At 61.6% G+C, this 25,755-nt stretch carries 21 protein-coding genes; 15 read left to right on the top strand and 6 right to left on the bottom strand.

Translation table 11 applies throughout. The annotated features are described in order from the left end of the window. Positions 1-124 precede the first annotated feature (124 nt). The 7 genes from doeB (at position 125) to ppk2 (ending at position 8,259) form a co-directional block, all read left to right on the top strand. A complete protein-coding gene (doeB, locus tag BN2476_RS36390; RefSeq protein ID WP_087739030.1) occupies positions 125-1,165 on the top strand; it encodes a N(2)-acetyl-L-2,4-diaminobutanoate deacetylase DoeB in 1,041 nt (346 codons plus the stop codon). A gap of 15 nt (positions 1,166-1,180) precedes the next feature. Next, positions 1,181-1,672: an Lrp/AsnC family transcriptional regulator gene (locus tag BN2476_RS36385; RefSeq protein ID WP_087739041.1), complete on the top strand. Its 492-nt coding sequence runs from the start codon at positions 1,181-1,183 to the stop codon at positions 1,670-1,672. A gap of 165 nt (positions 1,673-1,837) precedes the next feature. Further along, positions 1,838-3,343, top strand: coding sequence for an NAD-dependent succinate-semialdehyde dehydrogenase (locus BN2476_RS36380; protein WP_087739029.1), 1,506 nt, complete (start codon positions 1,838-1,840; stop codon positions 3,341-3,343). Between the two features lie 40 nt (positions 3,344-3,383). Then, on the top strand, positions 3,384-4,781 hold the full coding sequence (locus tag BN2476_RS36375; protein ID WP_087739028.1) for an aspartate aminotransferase family protein: 1,398 nt from the start codon (positions 3,384-3,386) through the stop codon (positions 4,779-4,781). Positions 4,782-4,941: 160 nt separating this feature from the next. Continuing rightward, a complete protein-coding gene (ggt, locus tag BN2476_RS36370; protein WP_087739027.1) occupies positions 4,942-6,675 on the top strand; it encodes a gamma-glutamyltransferase in 1,734 nt (577 codons plus the stop codon). A gap of 101 nt (positions 6,676-6,776) precedes the next feature. After that, complete coding sequence (locus tag BN2476_RS36365) at positions 6,777-7,163, top strand: VOC family protein (protein ID WP_087739026.1); 387 nt, start codon at positions 6,777-6,779, stop codon at positions 7,161-7,163. A 169-nt stretch (positions 7,164-7,332) separates the two neighbouring features. Continuing rightward, positions 7,333-8,259, top strand: coding sequence for a polyphosphate kinase 2 (gene ppk2, locus BN2476_RS36360; protein ID WP_087739025.1), 927 nt, complete (start codon positions 7,333-7,335; stop codon positions 8,257-8,259). 82 nt (positions 8,260-8,341) lie between these two features. Here the strand turns inward: ppk2 and BN2476_RS36355 are convergent, their stop codons facing one another. Beyond that, the gene (locus BN2476_RS36355) at positions 8,342-9,931 is read right to left on the bottom strand and encodes an inorganic phosphate transporter (RefSeq protein WP_087739024.1); all 1,590 of its coding nucleotides are present in this window, start codon (positions 9,929-9,931) and stop codon (positions 8,342-8,344) included. Between the two features lie 258 nt (positions 9,932-10,189). On the opposite strand from BN2476_RS36355, the gene BN2476_RS36350 reads away from it, so the two are divergent. Both BN2476_RS36350 and BN2476_RS36345 read left to right on the top strand, forming a co-directional pair. Beyond that, positions 10,190-11,131 (top strand): LysR substrate-binding domain-containing protein, encoded by a 942-nt coding sequence (locus BN2476_RS36350; RefSeq protein ID WP_087739023.1) that lies wholly within the window; start codon positions 10,190-10,192, stop codon positions 11,129-11,131. Positions 11,132-11,348: 217 nt separating this feature from the next. Then, positions 11,349-12,422, top strand: coding sequence for a diguanylate cyclase (locus BN2476_RS36345; protein WP_087739022.1), 1,074 nt, complete (start codon positions 11,349-11,351; stop codon positions 12,420-12,422). Between the two features lie 133 nt (positions 12,423-12,555). Here BN2476_RS36345 and BN2476_RS36340 read toward each other — a convergent pair whose 3' ends face one another. Both BN2476_RS36340 and BN2476_RS36335 read right to left on the bottom strand, forming a co-directional pair. After that, positions 12,556-13,626, bottom strand: a complete 1,071-nt coding sequence (locus tag BN2476_RS36340; RefSeq protein ID WP_087739021.1) for a VTT domain-containing protein — start codon at positions 13,624-13,626, stop codon at positions 12,556-12,558. A gap of 122 nt (positions 13,627-13,748) precedes the next feature. After that, on the bottom strand, positions 13,749-15,764 hold the full coding sequence (locus BN2476_RS36335) for a bifunctional DedA family/phosphatase PAP2 family protein (protein ID WP_087739020.1): 2,016 nt from the start codon (positions 15,762-15,764) through the stop codon (positions 13,749-13,751). 80 nt (positions 15,765-15,844) lie between these two features. On the opposite strand from BN2476_RS36335, the gene BN2476_RS46770 reads away from it, so the two are divergent. The 6 genes from BN2476_RS46770 (at position 15,845) to BN2476_RS36310 (ending at position 23,190) form a co-directional block, all read left to right on the top strand. Then, positions 15,845-16,171 carry a hypothetical protein gene (locus BN2476_RS46770; RefSeq protein WP_160111822.1) on the top strand — a complete coding sequence of 109 codons (327 nt, stop codon included), beginning with the start codon at positions 15,845-15,847 and terminating at the stop codon, positions 16,169-16,171. Positions 16,172-16,438: 267 nt separating this feature from the next. Beyond that, positions 16,439-16,954, top strand: coding sequence for an H-NS family nucleoid-associated regulatory protein (locus tag BN2476_RS36330; RefSeq protein ID WP_438942929.1), 516 nt, complete (start codon positions 16,439-16,441; stop codon positions 16,952-16,954). A 404-nt stretch (positions 16,955-17,358) separates the two neighbouring features. Then, positions 17,359-18,783, top strand: a complete 1,425-nt coding sequence (gene aldA, locus BN2476_RS36325; RefSeq protein WP_087739018.1) for an aldehyde dehydrogenase — start codon at positions 17,359-17,361, stop codon at positions 18,781-18,783. Between the two features lie 146 nt (positions 18,784-18,929). Continuing rightward, positions 18,930-20,252, top strand: coding sequence for an MFS transporter (locus BN2476_RS36320; RefSeq protein WP_087739040.1), 1,323 nt, complete (start codon positions 18,930-18,932; stop codon positions 20,250-20,252). Beyond that, entirely contained in the window at positions 20,253-21,470 is a 1,218-nt protein-coding gene (locus tag BN2476_RS36315; RefSeq protein WP_087739017.1) for a mandelate racemase/muconate lactonizing enzyme family protein, read from the top strand. A 55-nt stretch (positions 21,471-21,525) separates the two neighbouring features. Continuing rightward, positions 21,526-23,190 (top strand): GMC family oxidoreductase, encoded by a 1,665-nt coding sequence (locus BN2476_RS36310; RefSeq protein ID WP_087739016.1) that lies wholly within the window; start codon positions 21,526-21,528, stop codon positions 23,188-23,190. An 84-nt stretch (positions 23,191-23,274) separates the two neighbouring features. Here BN2476_RS36310 and BN2476_RS36305 read toward each other — a convergent pair whose 3' ends face one another. The 3 genes from BN2476_RS36305 to BN2476_RS36290 form a co-directional block, all read right to left on the bottom strand. Next, positions 23,275-23,868 carry an IMPACT family protein gene (locus tag BN2476_RS36305; RefSeq protein WP_173819707.1) on the bottom strand — a complete coding sequence of 198 codons (594 nt, stop codon included), beginning with the start codon at positions 23,866-23,868 and terminating at the stop codon, positions 23,275-23,277. A 743-nt stretch (positions 23,869-24,611) separates the two neighbouring features. Beyond that, positions 24,612-24,818, bottom strand: coding sequence for a hypothetical protein (locus BN2476_RS36295; RefSeq protein WP_087739014.1), 207 nt, complete (start codon positions 24,816-24,818; stop codon positions 24,612-24,614). A gap of 352 nt (positions 24,819-25,170) precedes the next feature. Further along, a complete protein-coding gene (locus BN2476_RS36290; protein WP_087739013.1) occupies positions 25,171-25,395 on the bottom strand; it encodes a hypothetical protein in 225 nt (74 codons plus the stop codon). Positions 25,396-25,755: the final 360 nt, after the last annotated feature.

Genomic DNA, 25,755 nt, shown 5'->3' with positions numbered 1-25,755 from the left:
TTCATGCCGGGCCTGTGGCTCGACGACTGGGGACTCGAAATCACGGAGAGCATCCTGATTACCGAGTCGGGTGTCGAGCCGTTCTGCAATACGCCGCGCAAGCTGTTCATCAAGGAGTAGTGCAATGCGGGCATCACCCATTCATGCCACTGTCGATTTCGAAGCCGACGGCGAACAGCACGGCTTTCTGAAGCTGCCGTATTCGCACGACGCTTCCGCATGGGGCGCCGTGATGATTCCCATCACGGTGATCCGTCGCGGCAATGGCCCGACCGCTCTCTTGACGGGCGGCAATCACGGCGACGAGTACGAAGGTCCGATCGTGCTGTCGAAGCTCGCGTCGACGCTGAAGGCGAGCGAAGTGACAGGGCGCGTGATCATCGTGCCGTTCATGAACTATCCGGCGTTTCGCGCGGGCAGCCGCACGTCGCCGATCGATCGCGGCAACCTCAATCGCAGCTTTCCGGGCAAGCCGGACGGCACGGTGACGGAGAAGATCGCCGACTACTTCCAGCGCTATCTGCTGCCGCTCGCGGATTACGTGCTCGATCTGCACGCGGGCGGACGCACGCTCGACTTCGTGCCGTTCGCGGCCGTGCACGTGCTCGACGATGCGAAGCAGCAGGCGCGTTGCGAAGCGGCGATGTGCGCATTCGGCGCACCGTACTCGATGCGGATGCTCGAGCTCGATAGCGTGGGTCTGTTCGACACGGCTGTCGAAGAAGCAGGCAAGGTGTTCGTGTCGACGGAGCTGGGCGGCGGCGGAACGGCGACGGTTGCAAGCGTCGCCGTGGCCGAGCGCGGCGTCCGCGGCTTCCTCGCGAACGCGGGCGTGCTGTCGGCGGCACCTGCCGACGACGCATCGGTGCGCACGACGACGCTGCTCGACATGCCCGACGGCACTTGCTACACGACGAGCGAGCACGACGGCTTGCTCGAATTGTGCAAGGACCTCGGCGACAACGTCGAAGCGGGCGAAGTGATCGCGCGCGTTCACGACGCGACGCGCACGGGCGCGAAGCCGTTCGAATATCGCGCGAAACGCAGCGGTCTGCTCGCGGCACGGCATTTCCCCGGGCTCGTGCATATCGGCGATACGGTGGCCGTGGTGGCCGATATCGTCGAGCGCGGCATTCCCGTTTCGACGGGCACCGCGAAAAAGTAAGGGCATGTGCCGATGATGAAACTCGATCGCTACGATCTCGCGATTCTTCGCATCCTCGCGCAGGACGGACGCATCACGAAGTCGCGTCTTGCCGAGGAAGTGAACCTGTCGATCTCGCCTGCGTGGGAGCGCGTGCGGCGGCTCGAAGAGAGCGGCGTGATTCGTGGCTATCGAACGGATATCGACTGGGCACGCGCATTCAAGGGCAGTCGCATCATCGTCGAGGTGACGCTCGCGCGGCATACGGCGCAAGACATGCGCCGTTTCGAAGAGCGCGTCGCCGCCGCCCCCGAAGTGACGCAATGTCACGCGACGGGCGGCGGCGTCGATTACGTGCTGCATGTGATGTCGCGTGACATCGACCACTATCAGCGCTTCATCGACGCGTTGCTCACCGATGAGCTGGGTATCGAGCGCTACTTCACGTATATCGTGACGAAGGTCGTGAAGAACGTGCCCGAGACGATGCCGGACTGGGCCTCCGACGCAATCAACGGCGGCGAGTGAGGCAGCCGTGAAGCCGCGAATGTAGTGCTAAACGGGCGGCAAAAAAACTTCGCGTAGCGCGGCGCCAAAACAGAAAAAACACACAGCGCCAGCGTTCCGAACCAAAAAAACACGATGCGTATCGCCCGTACAGTAACAGTCAGATAACGCACATAGGAGATCGTCATGTTGCTGGGTCATCCCGTTCTGTTCAAGTCGCTGTGTTACGTCGATGGCCGTTGGGTGCATAGCGAAACGGCATCCACGGTGGCCGTGCAGAATCCCGCGGATCAGGAAGTGATCGGACACGTGCCGATGCTCGAAGCGCCGCAAATCACACAAGCCGTCGACGCCGCGCAGCGCGCGTTCGAAACGTGGCGCTGGGTGCCCGTCGCGAAGCGCGCAACGTTGCTGCTGCGCTGGCACGAACTCGTGCTGCGCCATCAGAACGATCTCGCGGGCATTCTCGCGCTCGAACAGGGCAAGCCGCTTGCCGAGGCCGCCGGTGAAATCGCGTATGGCGCGAGCTTCATCGAATGGTTTGCGCACGAAGGCAAGCGCCTGAACGGCCGCACGATTCCGACGCACATCGACGGCGCGCATCTCGGCACGATGATGGAGCCCGTCGGCGTGGCCGCGTTGATCACGCCGTGGAATTTCCCGAACGCGATGATCACGCGCAAGGCGGCGGCGGCACTGGCAGCGGGTTGCACGATTGTCGTGAAGCCCGCGCACGAGACACCGTTCTCCGCGCTCGCGCTCGCGCAGCTCGCGGAAGAAGCGGGCTTTCCGGCTGGCGTGTTCAACGTCGTGCTCGGCGAACCGCAAATGGCGATGGAAACGCTGGTGCGCGATCCGCGCGTGCGCACGGTGAGCTTTACGGGTTCGACGCGTGTCGGCGGACTGGTGATGCAGGCCGTCGCGCAAAGCGGCATCAAGAAGACGGCACTCGAACTGGGCGGCAATGCGCCGTTCATCGTGACGGAAGACGCCGATCTCGAACAGGCCGTGCGCGTGGCCGTGGGCGCGAAGTTCCAGACGTCGGGCCAGGACTGCTGCGCAGCGAATCGCATTCTGGTTGCGCGGCCGATTTACGACGCGTTCGTCGAACGCTATGCGCAAGCCGTGCGTGCATTGAAAGTTGGCTCGGCTTTCGAAGCGGGCAGCGAAGTGGGGCCGCTGATGCATCAGGCCGCGTTCGATGCAACGGTGCAACGCGTCGAGGATGCGCGGGCGAAGGGCGCGCGCATTGTCGCCGGCGGTGCGCCGCATGCGCGCGGCGGCTGGTTCTTCGAGCCGACCGTGGTCGCCGATGCCGCCAAGGGCATGCGCATCTACGATGAAGAGAACTTTGCGCCAATTTCAGCCGTGTCGCCGTTCGACACGCTCGACGAAGCGATCGCCCGCGCGAACGACACGGAGTACGGCCTCGCCGCGTATCTCTGCGCAAAGGATCTGAACACGGTGTTCCAGGTGATTCGTCAACTGGACTTCGCGATGGTCTCCGTGAACGGCGTGAAGTTCACGGGCGCGCCGATTCCGTTCGGCGGCATGAAGGCATCGGGCCTCGGCCGCGAAGGCGGACTCGAAGGTTTCGAGCCGTTCGTCGAAACGCGTTATTACTGCCTCGGTCAATTGGGCTTGCCTGTCGCCGACGCTGCTTCTTGTGCTCATCGGCCGCACGCCGCTTGAGACTTGTCACTCAACTATCGATCAGAAAACGGAGTTTCCCATGACCCAGCTCGATCAACTGTTTAGCGCGGACCGCGCGCATTTCATGCACCCGTCGACGCACGCTCACGACCACGCGAGCGGCGCGCTGCCCGGCCGTATCGTCACGGGCGCGAAGGGTATTCGCATCGAAGACCATCAAGGCAAGTCGTTCATCGACGCGTTCGCCGGCCTCTATTGCGTGAACATCGGCTATGGCCGCACGGAAGTCGCCGACGCGATCTACGAACAGGCGAAGAAGCTTGCGTATTACCACACGTATGTCGGTCACTCGACGGATACGATCATCGAGTTGTCGTCGCGCATCATCGACTGGTCGCCGAAGGGCATGAAGAAGGTGTACTACGGCATGTCCGGTTCGGACGCGAACGAAACGCAGATCAAGATCGTCTGGTACTACAACAACGTGAAGGGTCGCCCGAACAAGAAGAAGGTCATTTCGCGCCAGCGCGGCTATCACGGCTCCGGCATCGTCACGGGTAGCCTGACGGGCCTGCCGAGCTTCCATCAGCATTTCGATCTGCCCATCGAGCGCGTCAAGCACACAGTGTGTCCGCACTGGTATCGCCAGGCGCCCGCGGGCATGAGCGAAGCTCAGTTCGTCGACTATTGCGTTGAAGAGCTGGAGAAGCTGATCGCCAAGGAAGGCGCGGACACGATCGCTGCTTTCATCGCCGAACCCGTGATGGGCACGGGCGGCATCCTGCCGCCGCCGGCCGGCTACTGGCCCGCGATCCAGAAGGTGCTGAAGAAGCACGACATCCTGCTGATCAGCGATGAGGTGGTGTGCGGCTTCGGACGTCTGGGCTCGAAGATGGGCGCGCAGCACTTCGGCATCGAGCCGGATCTGATCACCGTCGCGAAGGGCCTGACGAGCGCGTATGCGCCGCTGTCGGCCGCGATCGTCGGCGAGAAGGTGTGGGACGTGATCGCCCAGGGCTCGCAGGAACATGGCCCGATGGGACATGGCTGGACGTATTCCGGGCATCCCGTTTGCGCCGCTGCCGCGCTCGCGAATCTCGACATCCTCGAGCGCGAGAACCTCACGCAAAATGCGGCCGACGTGGGTGGCTATCTGCTCGCGCAGATGCATGCCGCGTTCGACTCGCATCCCCTCGTCGGTGAAGTGCGCGGCGCGGGCATGCTTGCTGCTCTCGAATTCATGGCGCATAAGGAAGAGCGCCGTCCGTTCGATGCCGCGTTGAAGGTCGGTCCGCGCGTGTCGGCTGCCGCGCTGCAACGCGGGCTGATTGCGCGTGCGATGCCGCACGGCGACATCCTCGGCTTTGCGCCGCCGCTCATCACGACGCGCGCCGAAGTCGACGAGATCGTTTCGCTGACCAAGGCCGCCGTGGATGAAGTCGCATCGCAGGTGCTGAAGGATACGGCCACCGCATAACAGCGCCCTCGCTGAATTGCAATTGGCGTAATCGAGTGTGAAAGTGGTCCCTCGCACAACGAGTGCATGGGACCGCTTCGCATTTGTGCGCATCGCGTGTTATAAGCCCAAAGACAGGCTTTTCGTTCCTGAACCGGAAGAATGTCTTTGGAGACACGCATTGAAATTAATCGATAAAGCAAAGTTCTCTGCAACAGCCCTGGCAGTGGCCGGGCTTTTCACAACGTCCGCGGGATTTCTCGAATCCGCACCGGCCTACGCCAAGGCCCCTCCCAAACAGCAAGCCGTACTCGATGCGTCGGCCGTGGCCGTCGCCGACAAGTACAGCGCCGATGCCGCCGAGCAAATCTTCAAGGAAGGCGGCAATGCCGTCGATGCGGCCGTCGCGATTGCGTTCACACTGGCTGTCACGTACCCCGAAGCGGGCAATATCGGCGGCGGCGGATTCATGACACTGTACATGAACGGCAAGCCGTACTTCATCGACTATCGTGAGCGTGCGCCGCTCGCCGCGACGCGCACGATGTATCTCGACGAGCAGGGCAACGTCATCAAGGGCAAGAGCCTCTACGGCGCCGATGCCGTTGGCGTGCCGGGAACGGTTGCGGGCATGTGGGAAGCGCAGCATCGCTTCGGCAAGCTGACGTGGAAGCAGGTGCTGGCGCCCGCGATCAAATACGCACGCGATGGATTCGAAGTCGACGAGCAGCTTGCGCAGCGCCGCGAAAATGCGGAAAAGGACTTTAGCGGCAAAACGAATTTCGACACCTATTTCGGCAATCTGAAACAGGGCGTCAATTTCAGGCAGCCGGATCTTGCGGCCGTGCTGACGCGCATTGCGAATCAGGGCGCGCGCGAGTTCTATAACGGCAAGACAGCCGATCTGATTGCCGCGTCGATGAAGAAGGGTCACGGCCTCATCACGAAGCGCGACTTGCAGGAGTACAAGGCCGTATGGCGTCAGCCTGTCGAGGCGAACTGGAACGGCTATCGCGTGATCACTGCGCCGCCTCCGAGTTCGGGCGGCATCGGCCTCGTGCAACTGCTGAAGATGAAGGCGGACCGGAAGAACGACTTCAACGGTGTCGCGCTCGATTCGCCGCAGTACATTCACCTGATTTCGGAAATCGAAAAGCGCGTGTTTGCGGACCGCGCGCAATACCTCGGCGATCCCGACTTCTACAAGGTGCCCGTTGCGCAACTGACGGACGACGCGTATATCGCGAAGCGCGCATCGGAAGTGAATCCGGGGACGCCGTCGGACACGAAGAGCGTGGCCGCGGGGCTGGGCGACTCGATGCCCGAGAAGGCCGAGACGACGCATTTTTCGGTGGTCGACAAGTGGGGTAACGCCGTCTCGAACACGTACACCATCAACGGCTATTTCGGCTCGGGCGTCGTGGCGGAAGGCACGGGCATTGTGCTGAACGACGAGATGGACGACTTCGCGTCGAAGCCGGGCGTGCCGAACATGTTCGGCGTGGTGGGCAGCGACGCGAACTCGATCGAACCGAAGAAGCGTCCGTTGTCGTCGATGACGCCGACCATTCTGACGAAGGACGGCAAGGTGTCGCTCGTGATCGGCACGCCGGGCGGGTCGCGCATCTTCACGTCGATCTTCCAGGTGATCAACAACGTGTACGACTTCAACATGCCGTTGAACGAAGCCGTTGCCGCGATGCGTTTCCATCATCAATTGCTGCCACCGAACACGATTTTCTGGGAGCCGTACAAGGCGATCGACGGAGACCTGGCGAAGCAGGTCGAAGCGAAGGGCTATACGTTGCAGGCACAGAACTTCAACGGCGACATTCAGGCGATCAAGATCAACGGAGAGACGCCGCAACCCGTGTCCGACCCGCGTGGACGCGGTGTGACGCGAGTGATACCGTAATAGCGTGACGTGCATCGGCACGTCGTGTTGATTCGCTTTGCAGCGGGCATTGCCGGAATGGCGGTGTCCGCTGTTTTTACTTTCAGCAGCGGGAGAGAGCGATGAGCCAACCAGTCACACCGAACAATGCCGCCGAGCCGCGCTTCGAAGGATTGAGCGCCGTGACGCTGGCGACGCACGACATGCAGCGCGCCGTTGCGTTTTACCTTGCGCTTGGGTTTCCGCTTTCTTATGGCGGGCCGTCCGAAGCGTTTACGTCGTTTGCATTCGGCGGCACGTATCTGAATCTGATCGTCGATACGCGGGGGCCCGTTCTCTGGTGGGGACGGGTTATCGTTCACGTGTCCGACGTGGATGCCGTCTATCGCAAGGCGCTTGCGGCGGGATTCACACCCGAGGCCGCGCCCGCCGATGCTTCATGGGGCGAGCGGTACTTTCATATTAGCGATCCCGACGGACATGAGATCAGTATTGCAAAGAGGCTTTAGTGCCTGACACTTGCCGCCACGCAACCGGCAGCAAAGCCGCTGCTGGCGCGCTGTCGGGCGAAACGGCAAATGGAGTAATATGAATGACACCCACGATCGCCACAATCACAAGAGCCCACGCGCAGAGTAACCCCCTTCCGTGGAATGGAAGAAACCAGGAGCCACTGTGATGAAGGAATCCGAGCAGGAATTCGACGGCGCGACGCTCACCGCCCGGCAGCGCCGTTTCGAAGAGGACCTTGTCGACGCGTACGACGAGGAACTGGAAATGGAAGTGGACGACCGTATCCTCGACGGCTCGGAGGGCTTTACGCCCGAAGCACGCGAAGCCCGCAAGCACTATTTCCGCGAGTTGTTTCGCCTGCAAGGCGAACTCGTCAAGCTCCAGGACTGGATCGTCAAGACGGGCCATCGCCTCGTCGTGATCTTCGAGGGCCGCGATGCGGCAGGCAAGGGCGGTGCGATCAAGCGCATCACGCAGCGACTGAATCCGCGTGTGTGCCGCGTCGCCGCGCTGCCCGCACCGAACAACCGCGAACGCACGCAGTGGTACTTCCAGCGCTATGTGAGCCATCTGCCCGCGGGCGGCGAAATGGTGCTGTTCGATCGCAGCTGGTACAACCGCGCGGGCGTCGAACGCGTAATGGGCTTCTGCAGCGACGACGAGTACGAAGAGTTCTTCCGCTCAGTACCCGATTTCGAAAAGATGCTGGTGCGCAGCGGTGTTCAGATTCTCAAGTACTGGTTCTCAATCACCGACGAAGAACAGGAAATCCGCTTCCAGGCGCGCATTCACGATCCGCTCAAGCAATGGAAGCTGAGCCCGATGGATCTCGAAAGCCGTCGGCGTTGGGAGGACTACACGCAAGCGAAGGAAGTGATGCTGCAGCGCTCTCATATCCCCGAGGCGCCGTGGTGGGTCGTGCAGGCCGTCGACAAGAAACGTGCGCGCCTGAACTGCATTCATCATCTGCTGAGCCAGGTGCCGTATCACGAGATCGAACACCCGTCGATCTTGTTGCCGGAACGCGTGTATCACGACGATTACATTCGCCAGCCTGTGCCGTCGTCGATGATCGTGCCCGAAGTGTATTGACGCCTGTTCATAAGGCTCAAATGAAAAGCGCGGCTTGTTAGCCGCGCTTTTTTGTTTGCCGCCCGGGGCGAATGACCGTCGATCAGAACGTATGGCGGAACACCCAGTACAGACACGCCGACAACGCAATCGACGCCGGCAGCGTCAATACCCATGCCAGCACGAGGCTGCGCACGGTGCCCCATTGCAGCCCCGAGCCGTTTGCAGCCATCGTGCCCGCAACACCCGACGACAGCACGTGCGTCGTCGAGACGGGCATGCCGTAGACGTCGGCGGCACCGATCGTCACCATCGCGACGAGTTCGGCCGACGCGCCCTGACCATAGGTCAGATGCTGCTTGCCGATCTTCTCGCCCACCGTCACGACGATCCGCTTCCAGCCGACCATCGTGCCGAGACCCAGCGCAATCGCCACCGCGACCTTGACCCAGGTCGGGATGAACTTCGTCGCGTGGTCCATCTGCTTCTTGAAGTTGTCGATCGCTTTGGCGTCGTCCGGCGCAAACGCGGGCTGCTTCGCTTTTTCCATCAGACGGATCGCTTCGGACGCCACATACATGTTGTTGCGCACGTTATCGACGATGGATTGCGGCACGTTCGCCATCGAGCCCGACGCGCCGACCTGCTGGCCGATCTGTTCCGACAGCTTCTGCAGCGCGGGCACCGTCGCGGGCGTCAGTTGACGCGTGCGCACGTAGTTCTCCACTTCGGTGCGCGGCGCGGCGACGGGCGGCGCGCCCTCGGTCGCGTACTTGGCGAGCGTGGTCGAAGCCTGCTGCGAAACCGCGAGGAAAGTCTGCGTTTCCGCTGCGTTGACGGCCTTGTTCAGCGCATAAGCCGTCGGCACCGTGCCGATCAGGATCAGCATGATAAGGCCCATGCCTTTCTGGCCATCGTTCGAACCGTGCGCGAACGAAACGCCCGTGCAGGTCAGAATCAGCAGCGCGCGAATCCAGAACGGCGGCGGTTCTTTGCCCTTCGGCTCGGAATAGAGCTCGGGCACGCGCACGACCGCCTTGAGGATCAGCAGCAGCAGCGCTGCCAGCAGGAAGCCGACGATGGGAGAAAACAGCAGCGATTTGCCGACACCCAGCGCTTGCGCCCAGTCGACGCCGCTCGTGCCGTTCGGGCCGTGTAGCATCTGGTTCATCAAGCCGACGCCGATGATCGAGCCGATCAGCGTATGCGAACTCGACGACGGCAAGCCGAACCACCACGTGCCTAGATTCCAGATGATCGCGGCGATCAGCAGCGCGAAGACCATCGCAAAGCCGGCGCTGCTGCCCACCTGCAAAATCAGTTCGACGGGCAGCAATTGAAGGATGCCGAACGCGACTGCGCCCGTCGATGTCAGCACGCCAAGAAAATTCCACGCGCCCGACCAGACGACGGCCACGCTAGGCGTCAGCGAGTGAGTATAGATGACGGTCGCGACCGCGTTCGCCGTGTCGTGAAAGCCGTTGACGAACTCGAAGCCGAGCGCGATCAATAGAGCAATACCAAGAAGCAGATAAGGAACAAACGAACCCATGCGCACGGATTCGAGGTCGCCGATCAACTGGAACGCGCAATAGACGGCACCCGCGACGAGAGCGATCAGAAAGACGGCGACTCCTAAATTGCGGTTTTTTGCGGTTGCAGCACCTGGTTGCGGGTATGAGAGTTCCGGCATGGCCTGGGCCTCGGGGGAAGGTTCGGGGGGATTTACGATGCTGCAAGGCCAGTATGTCTGTACGATGACAGCAGCGTGACGGATGCTGCCCCTAAACGTTTATGCCCTGAATCAAGGGGTTTTTGAGCGGCGATGCATGCTCGTCCGGGCATGCGATGGTGTAGTGCCTTAAAAGAAGAGTGCGTTGGCCCGAACGCTAAAATGCCTGCTTGACCGCCCTTTGCGGCCTTTGAGATAGAGACATCCTTGAAAAGAAAAATGCCAGCGCTCAATGCGCTCAAAGCCTTTGAAGTCGCCGGCCGCACCGGCAGCTTTACGCGCGCCGCCGAACTGCTCAATGTCACGCAAAGCGCGGTGAGCCGTCAGGTGCGTCAGCTCGAAGAACAGCTTGGCGAATCGCTGCTGCAGCGGCGGCATCATCATCTCGACCTGACGGCGTCCGGCCGCGTGCTTTTGCAGGCCTTGCAGCATTCATTCGACAAAATCGAATGGACCGTGCGCAGCATTCAGGAGAAGACACACCTCAATCGTCTGCGGATGAATGTGCCGCCCACGTTTGCAAGCCGCTGGCTCTTACCGCGGCTCGGCCGCCTGCGCGCGGATCGGCCCGAACTCGAGTTGAGCCTGTCGACGCGTCTCGAAGACGATCTCGCCGAATCGAGCGTGCTCGACTGCGCGATTCGCTTCGGCAATGGCGAATGGGAAGGGCTCGACAATCTGCTGCTGATGAACGAGCAGCACATAGCAGTGTGTTCGCCCGCACTGCTCGCGCGCCAGGCGGGAAGTGCGGGCATCGACCTCAACCAGTTCACGCTGCTGCACGTATTGGCAAGCGACAACCAGCGGTATTTGACGTGGCAGCACTGGCTGAAGGCGGCGGGCATCGAGGGCGTCGATACGTCGGGGGGCTTCGAATTCGATCTGCTCGATCACGCGATCCGCGCGGCCATCGACGGTCTCGGCATCACGATTGCCGATCGTCACATGATTGCGCACGAGCTTGCCAATGGACAGCTTGTACAAGTGTTGAACGTGCATGTCGATGGGCACCAGTCTTATTGGTTCGTCACGCGGCCCGAGCAAGGCGACCTGCCGCATGTCGCTGTCTTTCGCGACTGGCTGCAACAGGAAGTGTGGCTAACGCAGCGCAGCTTCGAAACATCGGCGGCATCGGCCGTGCCGCTGATAAGCGGCCATTGATCACAGCAAGATTCGATCGACCTCTTGTGGGAAAACAACACAAGCGCGCAACAGAAGCGCTTCCACCCGTTAAAGGGGCTCATCGCCCGCAGCGGTACTGGTATTCTTTTTAGATCAATTCGTGACGATGCGTCTGCATTGAAAGCCCACACGCCACGCGTAATGTGCGCCGCGCGTGCCTGAATTCCCGCAGTCACTTGCTCAGAGAGCGATAAAGTTGGCAACGAATAGCAAGGCCGCGCAAGGGACACGCTTTGTAGAGCGCATCTACCGTTTGCGCATTGCCGGGCTAGGACTGGGTTTCTCCTGTGTCGCTTCCGTATTCGCGCAACAGCATCGTGGCTTCGTGCTGTGGGCGCTGCTCGTGTTCCATGGCTTCTTCTGGCCGCATGTCGCGCGGCGTGCTGCGCTTGCCTGTGCCGTGCCCTCGCGGGGCGAGCGCGTGAACCTGATGGTCGACGCGCTGCTGGGCGGCTTCTGGGTCGTCGCGATGCGGTTCAATGTGCTGCCCAGCATGCTGATTCTTGCGATGCTCAGCATGGACAACATCGCCGCCGGCGGTCTCAGGCTATTTGCGCGCGGCGTGGTCGCGCATGTACTCGGTTTGCTCGCGGGGCTTGTCACGCTGGGCTTCGTCTTTTCGCCGATATCGCAGATGCCCGTCGTTCTCGGATGCCTGCCGTTCCTTGTTGTGTATCCACTCGCTTTGGGCCTGACGAGTTACCGCCTGTCGCTCAAGCTTGCGCAGCGCACGCGGGAACTGGAACGTCTTAGCCGGACCGACGGTTTGACGCGCTTGTTGAACCGGCGGCATTGGGAAGGGAAGCTCGCCGAAGAATTCGAACGATGCCGCGCGAACCGCTACGCGTCGTGCCTTCTGCTGATCGACCTCGACCACTTCAAGCGCATCAACGATACGATGGGCCATCCTGCTGGCGACGCAGTGCTACAGGCATTCGCGAATCTGCTGCGCCGCCATTTCCGTGCGGGCGACAGCATTGGGCGCTACGGCGGCGAGGAGTTCGGCGTCGTGCTGCCGGGCGCGACGCTGCGCGAGGCGCACACCGTCGCGAAAGCGCTGGTGCAGCGTGTGCGCGAGAAGTGCAAAGAGGCATCGGCGGAATGCCCGTGCACGATCAGCGTGGGCATCGCCCAACTCACCGACGATTTGCACGACTATCACACGTGGCTGCTGGAAGCCGACCGCAGCCTGTATCAGGCGAAGGCGACGGGTCGCGACCGGATCGTCGTCGGGGGACTCGCGCCTGTGCAGGAGTTCGCGCGCGGCTAAAGCGGTGCGGGCCGCGCGACAACGCAAGCTCAAGACACACGCCTAAAGAATGGCGCTCAAGCGAAGCGCCTTGGAGCGCGTAGAGGCATTAACGCAAATTCCTTCTGAAACCTGCGCGCCAAAGAAGACTTGCTTAGCCGGAAACGGCGCCCCTTGGCGCAATACCGCGCAGCGTGATGCCGCGCTCTTCTGGCAGCTTGCGGCCGTTTTCGCGCACGCGCCATGTGGTGATCTCTTCGTCGGCGCTCGAAGGCTCGACTGCATAGCCACGCCGTTCCCATGCGTCGAGTCCGCCTCTTAGCGCGCGAACCCGCGTAAAGCCCTTGCTTCGCATGTGCTGCGACAGCGCTTTCGCCGTGACATCGTCGGCGCAAACGCAATAGACGACGACATCGCGCGCAAGCAAGGCGGCGTCGACGGTGCCAGGCGAATTGATGTCGAGTGGCAGCGCGCCCGGAATGCGCTGCTGCGCCTGCGCTTGCACTGCTTCGGGGCGGGCGTCGAGCACGATGGGCGGCTTGTCGGCGTGCATCATCGCATCGAGCTGTTCGGGCGAGACGGGTGCAAGCGACAGCGGCTGTTGCAGCCGCCAGCGCTGGATCAGACGGAACGCCAGATAGACGATTGCGATTGCGAACAGAACATCGACGATCGTCCAGCCATGAGCCCGCACTTCGAAAATCAGCAGGGTGAGCTGATGCTCGAATATCGCGCCGCCGAGCAGCCAGAACGTTGCCCACGCGACGATACCCAGGGCATCCCACGCGAAAAAGATGACGGCGCCGACGCGTGTCGTGCCCATCAGCGGCGGCGTGATGATCGCAAGCCCCGGCACGAACTTCGACACCGATACGATGGCCGGGCCAAAGCGAACGAAGAGTGCGCGCGCCTTGCGCATGTGCACTTCCACGGCGGCCGACAATCGGGCGAGCGCGCGGATCAACCGTCGGCCGAGCAGGCGCCCGGCCAGGAACCACGTGCCGTCGCCGATCAGCGCGCCTGAGAGGGCCGCTGTCAGCACATGCCAGAACGACAGATGGCCATTCGCGATAGCCGTCCCCGCAAGCAGCAGCACGGGCACGGCGGGCACAGGAACGCCGAGGCGCGTGAGCAACACGTTCGCGAAAACGACCGTTGCGCCCCAGGTAGAAATTGCCGACGGGTGGAACTCGACCAATTGCAGCGACTCCTTGGCGCTCTGCATCGCTTCGTCTCGCGTTGCCTGTCGCGTGGTTCGCGCCGGCAGCCGCTCATTGTTGCACGGCTGGGCGCATCGCGCGTATCGAGCGTAGGGGTGCAAAGCCGAGGAGGAAACGATACGCGAGACTAGCGTCGGTTCGACGCAAGCAGCGTGACAGGAATGTCGGTGCATCCGACGCTGCGCGAGATTTCGAGCTCTCGCCACTCGCCGTCACGCGATTTCGATGACATGAGCGGCTCGAGTTGCCGGTCGGTGCGCAACACGTTGAAGGGCCACGAAGGCCGCAACAGCCGTTCGTGTACGAGCGAGCCGAGCCAGATAGGTGTCGGCGCAATGCCATCGTGGCGCGCAACGGCATAGCCCGTGCGCCAGAAGCGCAGCACGTCGCGTTCGTCGCGGCGATCGCGCGGTCTGCTGAAGACGAGCATCGACGGTTCGCCATCGTTGAGCTTGGGCAGCACGGGCAGATCCATCGCGGGCACGTCGGGCGACACCAGCGAGAACAGACTGCGCGCGTTGAAACGCGTGCCCTCCAGCCAGCCGCGGCTGTGCAACTGCGCGACGATCTGCTGCGGATTGGCTGTCCATTGCAAGGTGATGGGCTCGCGCCGGTCGCCTTCCATGTCGGAGCGGTAACAGGGAAAGATCTTCCACAACGAGTCCGTCCATTGCGCTTGCGTCACGACGATAGGGGGCCGCTCGTGCATGGGTCTTGGCGCATCCGGCTGGCGTCCCAGGCCGATCTGCAAGCCCACGCTCGCGCACAGCACCGCGAGCAGAACAGCGGGCATCGCTTCGCGCAACGGCGGCGTTTCAGGGTGCCGCCATACGGCCGTCAGCGCGACCACGGCCACCCACACGGCTGCGAACGCCGCGCCGCCCACGGCATCGGAGAACGCGAAGCGTCCCGTGTACAGGCCCGCGAAAGCGATGACGATCACAATCAGCGTGGCAAGCGCTGTCACCGCGATGCCCGTCAGCATGCCGACGCGGCGCGCGACGACAAACGCGAGAAAGCCGTACACCGTGACGCTCGCCGCGACGTGATTGCTGGGAAACGCGTAGATATCAGGTTGCGTGGCGGCAGGCGGCGCGTGATGGACGATGACCTGGATCGCGAAGATCAGCAGTTGCGAGAACAGCACGGCAATGAGCCAATAGATGAGCGTGCGCCAACGCTTCTCATAGGCCATCAGAATGACGGACGTGATGACAAGCGCCATCAGCGTTGGAATGCTGCCGAGCGTCGAAGCGCGCGCAAGCGCGTCGTCGATCCACGGCGCGCGCGACGATTGCAGGAAGCGATAGACGGACATGTCCACCTGAACGAGCGGATCGCCTGCCACGACGTCCTGCATGACGCCGAAAAATACGCCCGCGCACAACAGTACGAACAACGAGATGCCGACAAGCAGGCCAATGGCTTCGCGTTCCGGATCGACGATCCGGTAGATCAGCCGGCCGTACGGTGCTTCGTGATTGCGTGCCCAGTTGAGGATGCCCCGGCGCGATGCGCTCGCCCATGCGCGCGCATGCGAGACGACCACGCGCATGATCCAGAAGCAGACCCACACGATGGCCACGACGATCGCGAGCGCGGCGACGAGGCGGAACGACACCGCACCCGCCAGCTGGATCGACGCGCCGAACACGACGCCGGGAAGGATGTGCGCGGGTGCCCATAGCAACGCCGAGAGCAGGTTCATCGCATAGAAGCGCGCGGGCGGCATTTCGAGCATGCCCGCGACCACGGGCACGACTGCGCGCAGCGGCGCGGCAAAGCGCGCGAAGACGACGCTCTTTGCGCCGTGTTTGTCGAAGTACTTCTGGCCGCTTTCGAGCAGGCCCGGATGCGTGCTGAACGGCCAGAGCCTGCCTATCCTGTCTTTGTAGCGGTGGCCGATCCAGTAGCTCATTCCGTCGCCCGCGACGGCCCCTGAAATCGCGCACGCGAGCAGCCAGCCGAGATTGAGCGTGCCCGTGCCGACCAGCGCGCCCGCGATGAACATCGCCGTGCTGCCGGGCACGAACGTCCCGACGATCGCGACCGCTTCGAGAAAGGCCGCAAGAAAGACGACGACGAGCGTCCATGCCGTATGGCCCGCAAGCAGGTGCAGCAACTGGACGTACGCGTGCTCCATCGATTTCTCCGGGTATTGAAGCTGCTATCCAAGAGCACGGCGACGCAGCACGGTGACGCGCATGGCGCGCAAATCATTCCATGAAAGTCTACCAGTGTGCTCATGCCGGGCGCAGATATGCGGCTACGCATCACAAGCGGGATATGGAGACTCAACGTTCGAAAGCCACTGCTTATTCTGCGATTTGCCATGCCGCAACGACGATGCTTCAAAGCGCGACGCTTCAAAGCGGTTTGAGCGAGCCTTCGAAGATGCTTCTATGTTCTTTAAAGCGCTTCAAAGCCGCCTTGCCGATAAGGTGTTACAAACCTTATGCGAGTCTTAAGCGCGACAACGATATAAATGCGCAACGGTTGTCTTATTCAGGCTTCAAAACCATAGCGCTTCTAAGCAATTCCGTGGCATAGTCGGCCTATGCAATTCAAAGGGAGGCAATAATGGCAACATTGGAATCTATCCAGGCACGTATAAAGAAGCTGCAAACCCAGGCCGAAGTGATCGTCGCCCAGCGCGCTCAGGGCGCGCTGGACCAGATACGCGAACTGATGATCAAGCACGGTCTCACAACGGAGGATATCGAGCGGCGTGCAAAGGCCCGACGCGAACGCGCGCGCGCAGAGCGTCTGGGTGTTGCGGGCGGCAAGGCAAAATCGGCGACGGCCACGAAAGGCAAGTTGCCGCCCAAGTATCGCGATCCGAAGACAGGGGCGACATGGAGCGGTCATGCGCGTCCGCCGGCATGGATCAAGAACGTGAAAGACCGCACCAGGTTTTTGATCGATCCGGCTGAGGCTGTTTCTGAACCGGCAGTGACCGTCAAGACGGCGGCGAAAAAAACGGCGGCGAAGAAGGCCACTGCCAAGAAGGTAACCGCGAGGAAGACCGCGGCGAAGAAAGCAGTGACGGTGAAGTCGGCGGCGGGCAAGGTCGTGAAGAAAGCGGCCGTCAAGGCTGTCGGCAAAAAGACAGTAGCCGGAAAGACCGCCGCTAAATCGGCCGCGCCGACGGCTGCAAAGAAAGCTGCCGCTAAAAAAGCGGTTGCTAAAAAAACTACCGCGGCCAAAGCGCCCGCAAAGAAGGGCGTCGCAAGAAAAGTCAGCGCGAAGAAAACGCCCGTGAAGACCGCGGAGCCCGTCATTGAAACGCCGGCGTCCGTGCAGACGCCCGCCGAGACAACAGGCGAGGCTTGAGTCGCGCGGTTGAGGTGAAACGCTTCGACACGACCCGGCCGGATCTCACGAGGTCCGGCCATTCCCCCGGCGCGGTGCATTAGTCCCCGCGCTGTCATTCGCAGCCGGCGCGATGCCGGCTCGCTCAACGGCAGTTCCGCCGCTTTCCGCGTCGTTAAAGCAGCATTCGAATAGACGCATTTCCACACATCGGTCCAATTCGTTGGCGCTTCGTTCGCCGGGTGTCAATTCACCGCGCAAACATGAGTTTTTCGAATGCTTGCCGGTCGAAATACTCGCTTGCGCGTCGCAATGACGCAGAGAAGAATCCGGGTCATGCGCCGGCTGCATGTTTCGAATCGTTTAAAATCGCTTTGAATGGCGGCCGGTAACGCGCTTTGCGCACGCGTCACGAGGCAAGAACCATGCGACTCGACCGGAATTTCGTAAGCGGCCAGTTCATCGAACCCGCAACCGACGAACTCATCTCCGTCTATAACCCTGCCACCGAGGCGTTGATCGCGCAGGTGTCGGGCGCATCGCGCGAAGAGGCCGTCGCCGCTGTCGATGCGGCCGCAGCCGCGCAGAAGCACTGGCGCAAGCTGCCCGCCGCCGGGCGCGCCGCGTATCTGCACAGGCTCGCGGATGCATTGACGGACTGCGCGCCCGCCATCGGCGCGGCACTCGCGCTGGAGTCCGGCAAGAGCGTCGCGGATGCGACGAACGAAGCCGTCTACGCTGGCCAGATCACGCGCTATCACGCGGAGTGGGCGCGTCGCATCGAAGGCGAAGTCATTCCGAGCGATACGCCCGACGAAAATCTCGTGCTGCATCGCGAGCCGATCGGCGTCGTCGCGTGTTTGATTCCGTTCAATTACCCCGTCTATACGTTGATGCGCAAGGTCGCGCCGGCGCTGATCGCGGGTAATACGGTCGTCGTGCGTCCGAGCAACAACACGCCGACCTCCGCATTCGAAATCGCCAAGGCCGTCGCTCGCGCCGAATTGCCGCCGGGCGTCGTCAACATTCTTGCGATGAGCCACGCGACGGCTGAGGCCGTGTGCATGCATCCCGCCGTCGGGATGATTACGCTGACGGGAAGCGTCGGCGCGGGCCGCAAGGTACTCGACTATTGCAAGGCGAACATCGCGAAGCCGTCGCTGGAACTCGGCGGCAAGACGCCCGCCATCATCGAGCCGGATGCCGATCTTCAGAAAGCCGCGCGAGAACTCGTCGGCTCGAAGACCACGCATTGCGGACAGCTTTGCACGGCCATCGAGCGCGTCTATGTGCATGAGAGCGTGCACGACCAGTTCGTCGCGCTGTTGAAGCAGCATATGAGCGCCGTGAAAAGCGGCGACCGCAGCGTCGATGCTTCGCTGATGGGTCCGCTCGTCAACGAAGCGTCGCGCCAGTCGATTCACGCGATGGTGCAGCGCGCGATTGCCGACGGCGCGAAGCTCGAAACGGGCGGCGTCATGCCCGAAGGAAAAGGTTTCTTCTATCCGGCGACGCTGTTGACGAATTGCCGTCAGGACATGGAGATCATCCAGGAAGAAACCTTCGGTCCGATCATGCCCGTCGTGCGCTACAGCACGCTCGACGAAGCGCTGCAAATGGCCAACGACCATCAATTCGGTCTTTCGTCGGTGCTCTACACCGAGAACTACCGAACGACGATGAAAGTCGCCAACGACATCGAAGCAGGCGAACTCTACGTGAATCGCACGCCTGCCGACCCGTATCAGGGCTTTCACGCAGGGTGGAAGCGCTCGGGCCTCGGCGGCGACGACGGCAAGCACGGCATGCTCGAATTCACGCAGACGCGTCTCGTCGTCATGAAGTACTGATCCTGTCAAAGCGCATTCCGCGCAAGCGGGTGCGCTTCTTCCTTAATCGCAGCAAGCATACGCTGCGCTGCATTCATAACAACATCTGGAGACGCGACGTCACGGCGCATGCCGTGCTCCTCGCGCGTCTCCACAGGAGCACCTCAGTGGCAAGCCCATCTCTGCAAACGGACGTCCCGGCGCGCCGTTCCAACGCATCGACCGTTCAATCCGCCAGCAATGCACAGCGCTATGTGCAATTGCTGCTGCTTGTCATTGCGGCCGGTGCAATCTATCCGATTCTCTATCTGCGCCAGGTCTATCAGCCGACGATGCTGGAAGTCTTTCACATCAGCGAAAGCCAGCTTGGCTATCTGTATTCGATGCTCGGCACGATCTTTCTGCTGAGCTATCTGCCGAGCGGCTGGCTCGCGGACCGCGTCGCGCCGCGCGTGCTGATCAGCTTTTCGCTTGTTGCAACGGGCGTGCTCGGGTTGCTGTATTCGACTGCGCCGTCATTCGATCTGCTGTTGATGATCTTCGGCGGCTGGGGGCTGTCGACGGGCCTGACGTTCTGGGCGGCCGTGATCAAGCGTGTTTCGCTGATCGCCGGTCACGACGAGCAGGGCCGTTTCTTCGGCTTTCTCGACGGTGGCCGCGGACTCGTCGAAGCGATGCTCGCAACGATCGCGATCACGCTCTTCGCATGGATCACGCAGACGAAGGGCGAACCGGCCGTGGTCGGCTTCCGGTTCGTCGTCTATATGTACGCGTTCCTTTGCATCGGGCTTGGCGTGCTGCTCGCGCTCGTCAAGGACCCTTCGTCGCAAGCGGAACAGGCGAGCCGCGCGCAAGCCACAAAGCGCGGCAACGTGATCGACGATCTGCTCACGCTCGCGAAGATTCCGGAACTGTGGCTCGTCGCCGCGATCGTGTTCTGCGGCTATCAGGTGTTCTGGGCAACCTACAGTTTCTCGGCGTATCTGCATGAAGGCGAGATCGGCCTGTCGGTGGTGATGGCGGGCACGATCACGACGCTCAAGCTGTTGATGCGTCCCATCGGCGGCATCGGCGGCGGTTTTCTCGGCGACCGCTTTTCGAAGGTGACGGTGCTGATCATCGCGCTCTTTCTGGCGTCGCTTTCGCTGATCGGCCTGATCTTCGCACCGAAGATTAGCAGCCACGTGCTGCTGGTGTTCCTCGTGCTTTTTATCGGCGTGCTCACTTACGCGATTCGCGGCCTCTATTGGTCGCTGCTCGACCGCTGCAATGTGCCCGTGCAGACGATAGGTCTTGCGATCGGCCTGATCTCGGTGCTCGGCTATTCGCCCGATGTGTTCCTGCCGCTCATCAACGGCTATCTGACGCAGACGTTCCCGGGCGTGCACGGTTATCAAATGTACTTCGGCTACGTGGCTGCCGTGTCCGCCGTCGGCGGTTGCGTGGGGCTCGTGCTGCGCAATATGCTCAACAGAAAAGAAGGTGCGTAAATGAAAGTCGTCTCGCTCGAAACGCATGTCGTCGCCGTGCCGCCGCCGCATATTGGCGGCATGTACTGGATCTTTCTCAAGCTGAAGACGGATTGCGGCATCGAAGGCGTCGGCGAAATCTATTCGGCGACGTTTCATCCGAAGGCGATGACGCACGTCATCGACGATGTGTTCACGCGCTATCTGCTCGACAAGGACCCGCATCATATCGAACGCCTTTGGCGTGAAGCGTATTCGAGCGGCTTCACGCAGCGTCCCGATCTGACGATGATGGGCGTCGTGAGCGGCCTTGAAATGGCGTGCTGGGACATCATCGGCAAGGCGGCGAACAAGCCCGTGTACGAGCTGTTGGGCGGCCGTGTACACGAGCGCCTGCGTTCGTACACGTATCTATACCCGAAGAACCGCCGCGGCGAGTACGACTATGACGATCCCGATCTTGCCGCCGAATGCGCGGCCGACAACGTCAAGCGTGGCTTTACGGCCGTGAAGTTCGATCCGGCTGGACCTTATACGGCTTACTCGGGCCATCAGTTGTCGCTCGAAGTGCTGGATCGCTGCGAAACGTTTTGCCGCAAGGTGCGCGAGGCCGTGGGCAGCAAGGCCGATCTGCTGTTCGGCACGCATGGCCAGATGGTGCCGTCGTCGGCGATCCGTCTCGCGAAGCGCCTCGAAAAATTCGATCCGCTGTGGTTCGAAGAGCCCGTCCCGCCGGGACAGGAAGACGCAATGGCGCAAGTCGCCGCGCACACGAGCATTCCCATCGCGGCGGGTGAGCGCCTCACCACGAAGTATGAGTTCTTCAAGCTGCTGCAAGCGGGCGGCGCGTCGATTCTGCAATTGAACGTGGCGCGCGTCGGCGGCTTGCTCGAAGCGAAAAAGGTCGCGAGCCTCGCCGAAGTGCATTACGCGCAGATCGCGCCGCATCTCTACAACGGCCCCATCGGCGCTGCCGCGAGCATTCAGCTCGCCACGTGCACGCCGAATTTCCTGATTCAGGAAAGCATCGGCACGTGGGGCGGTTTCCACGCGGAAATCCTCAAGACGCCGATTCGCTGGGAAGACGGCTACATCATTCCATCGACGGAGCCGGGCCTTGGCGTCGAGTTGAACATGGAAGTCGTGCAGCAGCACACGCCGTACACGGGTACGCGTCTGCATTTGCAAATGGCGCCGCAGCCCTTCGACGTGAAAGATCTCGCGCCCGCCAAAGGCTGAATGCGCGAGCGGGCTTCAACGTATCCACGTATGGACGCCTGCGGGCGGATAAAGCATGAATTACGACTACATCATCGTCGGCGCGGGATCAGCGGGCTGCATTCTCGCCAACCGACTGTCGGCGTCGGGCGAGTACTCGGTGCTATTGCTGGAAGCGGGGCGCGCTGACGATTCGTTCTGGTTCAAGATTCCAGTCGGCTTCACGAAGACGTACTACAACGAAACGTATAACTGGATGTACTACAGCGAGCCCGAGAAGGAACTCGACAACCGCTCGCTGTATTGTCCGCGCGGCAAAGTGCAGGGCGGCTCCGGCTCGATCAACGCGATGATCTACGTGCGCGGCCAGGCACGCGATTACGACGACTGGGCGCAAGCCGGCAACAAGGGCTGGTCGTATCGCGACGTGCTGCCGTATTTCCGCAAGCTCGAATCGCATCCGCTCGGCGACACCGAATATCACGGCGCAGATGGGCCGATCAGCATTTCACCGATGAAGGATGCCGTGCATCCCATCTGTCACGTGTTCCTCAAGGGCTGCGAGCAGGCGGGCTACCCGCGCACCGACGATTTCAACGGCGCGCAATTCGAAGGCGCGGGCATTTACGACGTCAATACGCGCAATGGCCAGCGCTCGTCGAGCAGTTTCGAGTATCTGCACCCGGTGTTGAATCGCCGGAAACTGACCGTGGAGCGCGAAGTGCTCGTCACGCAGGTACTGTTCGATGCGAAAAGGCGGGCGATGGGCGTCGCAGTGAAGCAGAACGGCAACGCACGTCATTTCACCGCGAAGCGCGAAGTGATTCTGTCGGCAGGAGCCGTCGATACGCCGAAGCTGCTGCAACTGTCGGGTATCGGCGACCGGGCATTGCTCGAACAGCATCGCATTGCGCTCGTGCATGATCTGCCCGCCGTCGGGCAGAACCTTCAGGATCATCTTTGCGTGAGCTTCTATTACCGCGCAAACGTGAAGACGCTGAATGACGAAATGCGGCCGCTTCTCGGCAAGATCAGGCTCGGCTTGCAGTACATGTTGACGCGCAAGGGCCCGCTCGCGATGAGCGTGAATCAATCAGGCGGATTTTTCAGAGGCAGCGAGAGCGAGGCATTGCCGAACCTTCAGCTCTATTTCAATCCGCTCTCTTACCGCATTCCGAAGAGCAACAAGGCGAGCCTCGAGCCCGAACCGTATTCGGGCTTTCTGCTGTGCTTCAATCCATGCCGTCCGACGAGCCGCGGCTCGATCCAGATCGCGTCCAATCGCGCTGAAGATCCCGCGAAGATCCGCATCAACGCGCTGACGACGCAAAAGGATATCGACGAGGCCATTCAGGGTTGCGAGCTCGTGCGCAAGATCATGTCGACGCAGGCGCTCAAGGACGTCACCGTCGAAGAGATTTCGCCGGGGCTGCAGGTGACCGATCGCGCGGGCTTCTTGCAGTACTTCCGCGAGCAGTCCGGCTCGATCTATCACCTGTGCGGGTCGTGCACGATGGGGCCGGACGATGGGACGTCGGTGGTCGACGAGCGTTTGCGCGTGCATGGCATGTCGGGCTTGCGCATCGTCGATGCGTCGATCTTCCCGAACATCACGTCGGGCAATATCAATGCGCCGACGATGATGGTCGCGGAAAAGGGCGCGGAGATGATTCTCGAAGACGCGCAAGCGGGCGGCGCGCAAGCGCCCGAATCGGCAAAGGCAATGGTTGCCGCGCACTAGGGGGCAATTGAAGCAGCTAGCGGCCGCGTGTACGGAATTGTTTTCCGGCGCGCGGCGGCTTTGTTTTTGTTCTCGCGAATCGGCTCAGACGTCTTCGGGAAAACTCGCGCGGCCTTGCGTCATGTCGCGCAGTGCTTCGCGCGCGGTGTCGATGGCGGTGATGGGCATGCGTATCGTCAATTGCACGCTCATTCCGTAGGCGCTCGATTCGAGCGTGTGATTTTCCTGTTCGATCCAGCGGCGCACGCGTGCTTCGTCGGGGTAGCCGATTTCGACGCTCAGCGATGCGAGCGCAATCCGCTCGACGCGCGGCGCGTCCTGTAGCGCGGTCGCGATGGCGTCGGTGTAGGCGCGCACGAGGCCGCCCGCGCCCAGCTTCACGCCGCCGTAATAGCGCACGACGGCGGCCAGCACGCCGTCGAGATCGTGGTGACGCAACACTTCGAGTATCGGGCGGCCCGCCGTGCCGGAAGGTTCGCCGTCGTCGGACATGCCGGACTGGCCGCCCGCGAGGAGCGCCCAGCATACGTGCGTGGCAGTGGGGTGCTCCGCGCGCAGGCGCTGTAATTCTTCCATCGCGGCGTCACGGTCGGCCACGGGAATCGCGTAGGCAATGAAGCGGCTTTTGCGGATTTCGAGTTCCGCTTGAAGCGTCGAGGGCAGCGTAAAGGTCGGCAAAGCAGATTGCGAACGGTGATTTAAAGGCGCGGGTGCGTCCGATATATTAACGGATGTGCAAGCGTGGCCTGTCTCGAGGGCGAACTGGCTGCTCGCATTTTGACGCATCTGGCAAGAGTCTCTTGCTCACTTGCATGATGACGCATCCGCACCGCAAGCCGATAATGCATCGCATGACGGATCTAGCTCTGGCTGGAGCGATGCCGGACTCCTCATCCGGTGATCCGTCTGCTCTTCTCTTTCGACGTGACAAACATCGTCGAGAGCCGACACTAAAATCGTGTCCCCGCCGTGCAACCAGCGGCATATCCGCTGTTACCGCCGACGCCCGCGCAACCGAAAATGCCACACGCGGAAAGTAGTGCGCTGACGATCGCCAGCATGGCGATGAGCTGGAAACGTGATTTCATCGTGCAATTCCGTCCGTCTCGATCTTCAGCGAATCGAACTCGATGGCGAGTTCTGCGCCAAGGCACGAGTACATGAACGCGATAAATCGTGCCTTGCGATCCGAAAGCCGCTCGTCCCTGTTCAAGGCGGCCATTATCCGCGCGTAGCCTTCGTCACGGTTAGTTCCGTTCCCATGCCTCACCACGCGAGTCAATGAGCGCATATATCTAGCACGGATGCATGGGCGGATCGCAAAAGTTCGTCAAGCCCTTCAAAGTTGCCCCTTTGTACCATTAGCGGACAAAGGGGCCTCGCTCTGCCAACTCCGCAGAAGCAAACACCAAATAGCGTCCTCAAATCATCGACCCTTTGATACGCCCTTCGAAGATAGCGGTGTCGATTGCCCAATCGTCGACAGCGCCGCTACGGGTGCCGTCGACGGTCACGGCAACGCTTCGCCCGCCGACAATGCTCTTCATCTTGTCAGGCGTCAGCGCGGTTTCCTTGCGGTCGAGTGTGGTGGATGGGGACAGGTCTTTGACTACGACAGTGGCTTTCATGGCAATTCTCCTGATGCGGATAGACGAGCACGATTCAGCGCTCGCTTCCTGTTCCGCAACGAGTATGCCGATTTAGCAGCATTGTGAGGGGTAACGCACATTGCGCGTTGAAAAACGCCTGTACGCAAGGGAATATCGGAGGGCCCTCACACGTCTATGACCGGTTGACCGCGACGCGTCGGCGCAAATGTGTTGGCGTCAACCGCACCGGCGCGCGCGAACGGTTGTTGGAATGAACCCGACGCGTCGATCAATGCCGTGCGTTGACACGCGAACGAACGCTATCCGTATGCCGCCGCGTGGCGGCATACGGAAGGAAGGTACACGTGAGCAAGGGACGAGTGCGTTACAGCTACTTGTGCAAAAGGCTTTGCGGCGGTATGCGCTCGTCGACCGGTTGACGCGCGGCCGTCGGGAATCCTGCGGGATAGTCGACTACGCGCGTCGCGGCAGGCACTGCTTGCGCGGTGACGCCAAAGAAGCGTCCCCCCGTTCTTGCGCCGCCGACAATGGCCGTCATGGCCGCGCGATCGAGTTCGACGCTTTCGGAGAGATCCTTGATGACGAGCTTGGACATGGCAGTTCCAGAAAAAATATCGCGTGATGCCATTGCGACCAAAGGTGCGCTTCGATCAGTGGCGGCAACGCGTAGGGCTCGAACAACCAGTATAGGTAATTCAGCCTCGGTATGGTGTGGGCCACCGGGCAATGCGAACGAAGCGAAGTCGAGCAGCAAAGCGGGAAGCACAACGCTCGTATTCGTCGCATCGTTTACAAGCTGCCGGGCATCAACCGTCTTGCTCTTGTCGGACATGAACGGCGGCCGCACCGCTCGCGCCGTGCGCACGGTGTCTACCCGGCGCACCAGTCGATGCATAAGCCATGCCAGTCGTACGACCGTGCCGTGCGCGTGTCACGGGCCAATCCTGGTTTGCGA

Origin of the sequence: Paraburkholderia piptadeniae, from assembly GCF_900007165.1 — a bacterium.
Lineage (GTDB): Bacteria > Pseudomonadota > Gammaproteobacteria > Burkholderiales > Burkholderiaceae > Paraburkholderia > Paraburkholderia piptadeniae.
The sequence above is the reverse complement of the archived record's forward strand: the minus strand, read 5'-3'. Positions and strand labels throughout refer to the sequence as shown.

Coding starts and splice junctions, on each gene's coding strand:
- doeB (WP_087739030.1), top strand. CDS start 125: ATGCGGGCATCACCCATTCATGCCACTGTCGATTTCGAAGCCGACGGC.
- BN2476_RS36385 (WP_087739041.1), top strand. CDS start 1,181: ATGAAACTCGATCGCTACGATCTCGCGATTCTTCGCATCCTCGCGCAG.
- BN2476_RS36380 (WP_087739029.1), top strand. CDS start 1,838: ATGTTGCTGGGTCATCCCGTTCTGTTCAAGTCGCTGTGTTACGTCGAT.
- BN2476_RS36375 (WP_087739028.1), top strand. CDS start 3,384: ATGACCCAGCTCGATCAACTGTTTAGCGCGGACCGCGCGCATTTCATG.
- BN2476_RS36365 (WP_087739026.1), top strand. CDS start 6,777: ATGAGCCAACCAGTCACACCGAACAATGCCGCCGAGCCGCGCTTCGAA.
- ppk2 (WP_087739025.1), top strand. CDS start 7,333: ATGAAGGAATCCGAGCAGGAATTCGACGGCGCGACGCTCACCGCCCGG.
- BN2476_RS36355 (WP_087739024.1), bottom strand. CDS start 9,931: ATGCCGGAACTCTCATACCCGCAACCAGGTGCTGCAACCGCAAAAAAC.
- BN2476_RS36350 (WP_087739023.1), top strand. CDS start 10,190: ATGCCAGCGCTCAATGCGCTCAAAGCCTTTGAAGTCGCCGGCCGCACC.
- BN2476_RS36340 (WP_087739021.1), bottom strand. CDS start 13,626: ATGCAGAGCGCCAAGGAGTCGCTGCAATTGGTCGAGTTCCACCCGTCG.
- BN2476_RS36335 (WP_087739020.1), bottom strand. CDS start 15,764: ATGGAGCACGCGTACGTCCAGTTGCTGCACCTGCTTGCGGGCCATACG.
- BN2476_RS46770 (WP_160111822.1), top strand. CDS start 15,845: ATGAAAGTCTACCAGTGTGCTCATGCCGGGCGCAGATATGCGGCTACG.
- aldA (WP_087739018.1), top strand. CDS start 17,359: ATGCGACTCGACCGGAATTTCGTAAGCGGCCAGTTCATCGAACCCGCA.
- BN2476_RS36315 (WP_087739017.1), top strand. CDS start 20,253: ATGAAAGTCGTCTCGCTCGAAACGCATGTCGTCGCCGTGCCGCCGCCG.
- BN2476_RS36310 (WP_087739016.1), top strand. CDS start 21,526: ATGAATTACGACTACATCATCGTCGGCGCGGGATCAGCGGGCTGCATT.
- BN2476_RS36295 (WP_087739014.1), bottom strand. CDS start 24,818: ATGAAAGCCACTGTCGTAGTCAAAGACCTGTCCCCATCCACCACACTC.
- BN2476_RS36290 (WP_087739013.1), bottom strand. CDS start 25,395: ATGTCCAAGCTCGTCATCAAGGATCTCTCCGAAAGCGTCGAACTCGAT.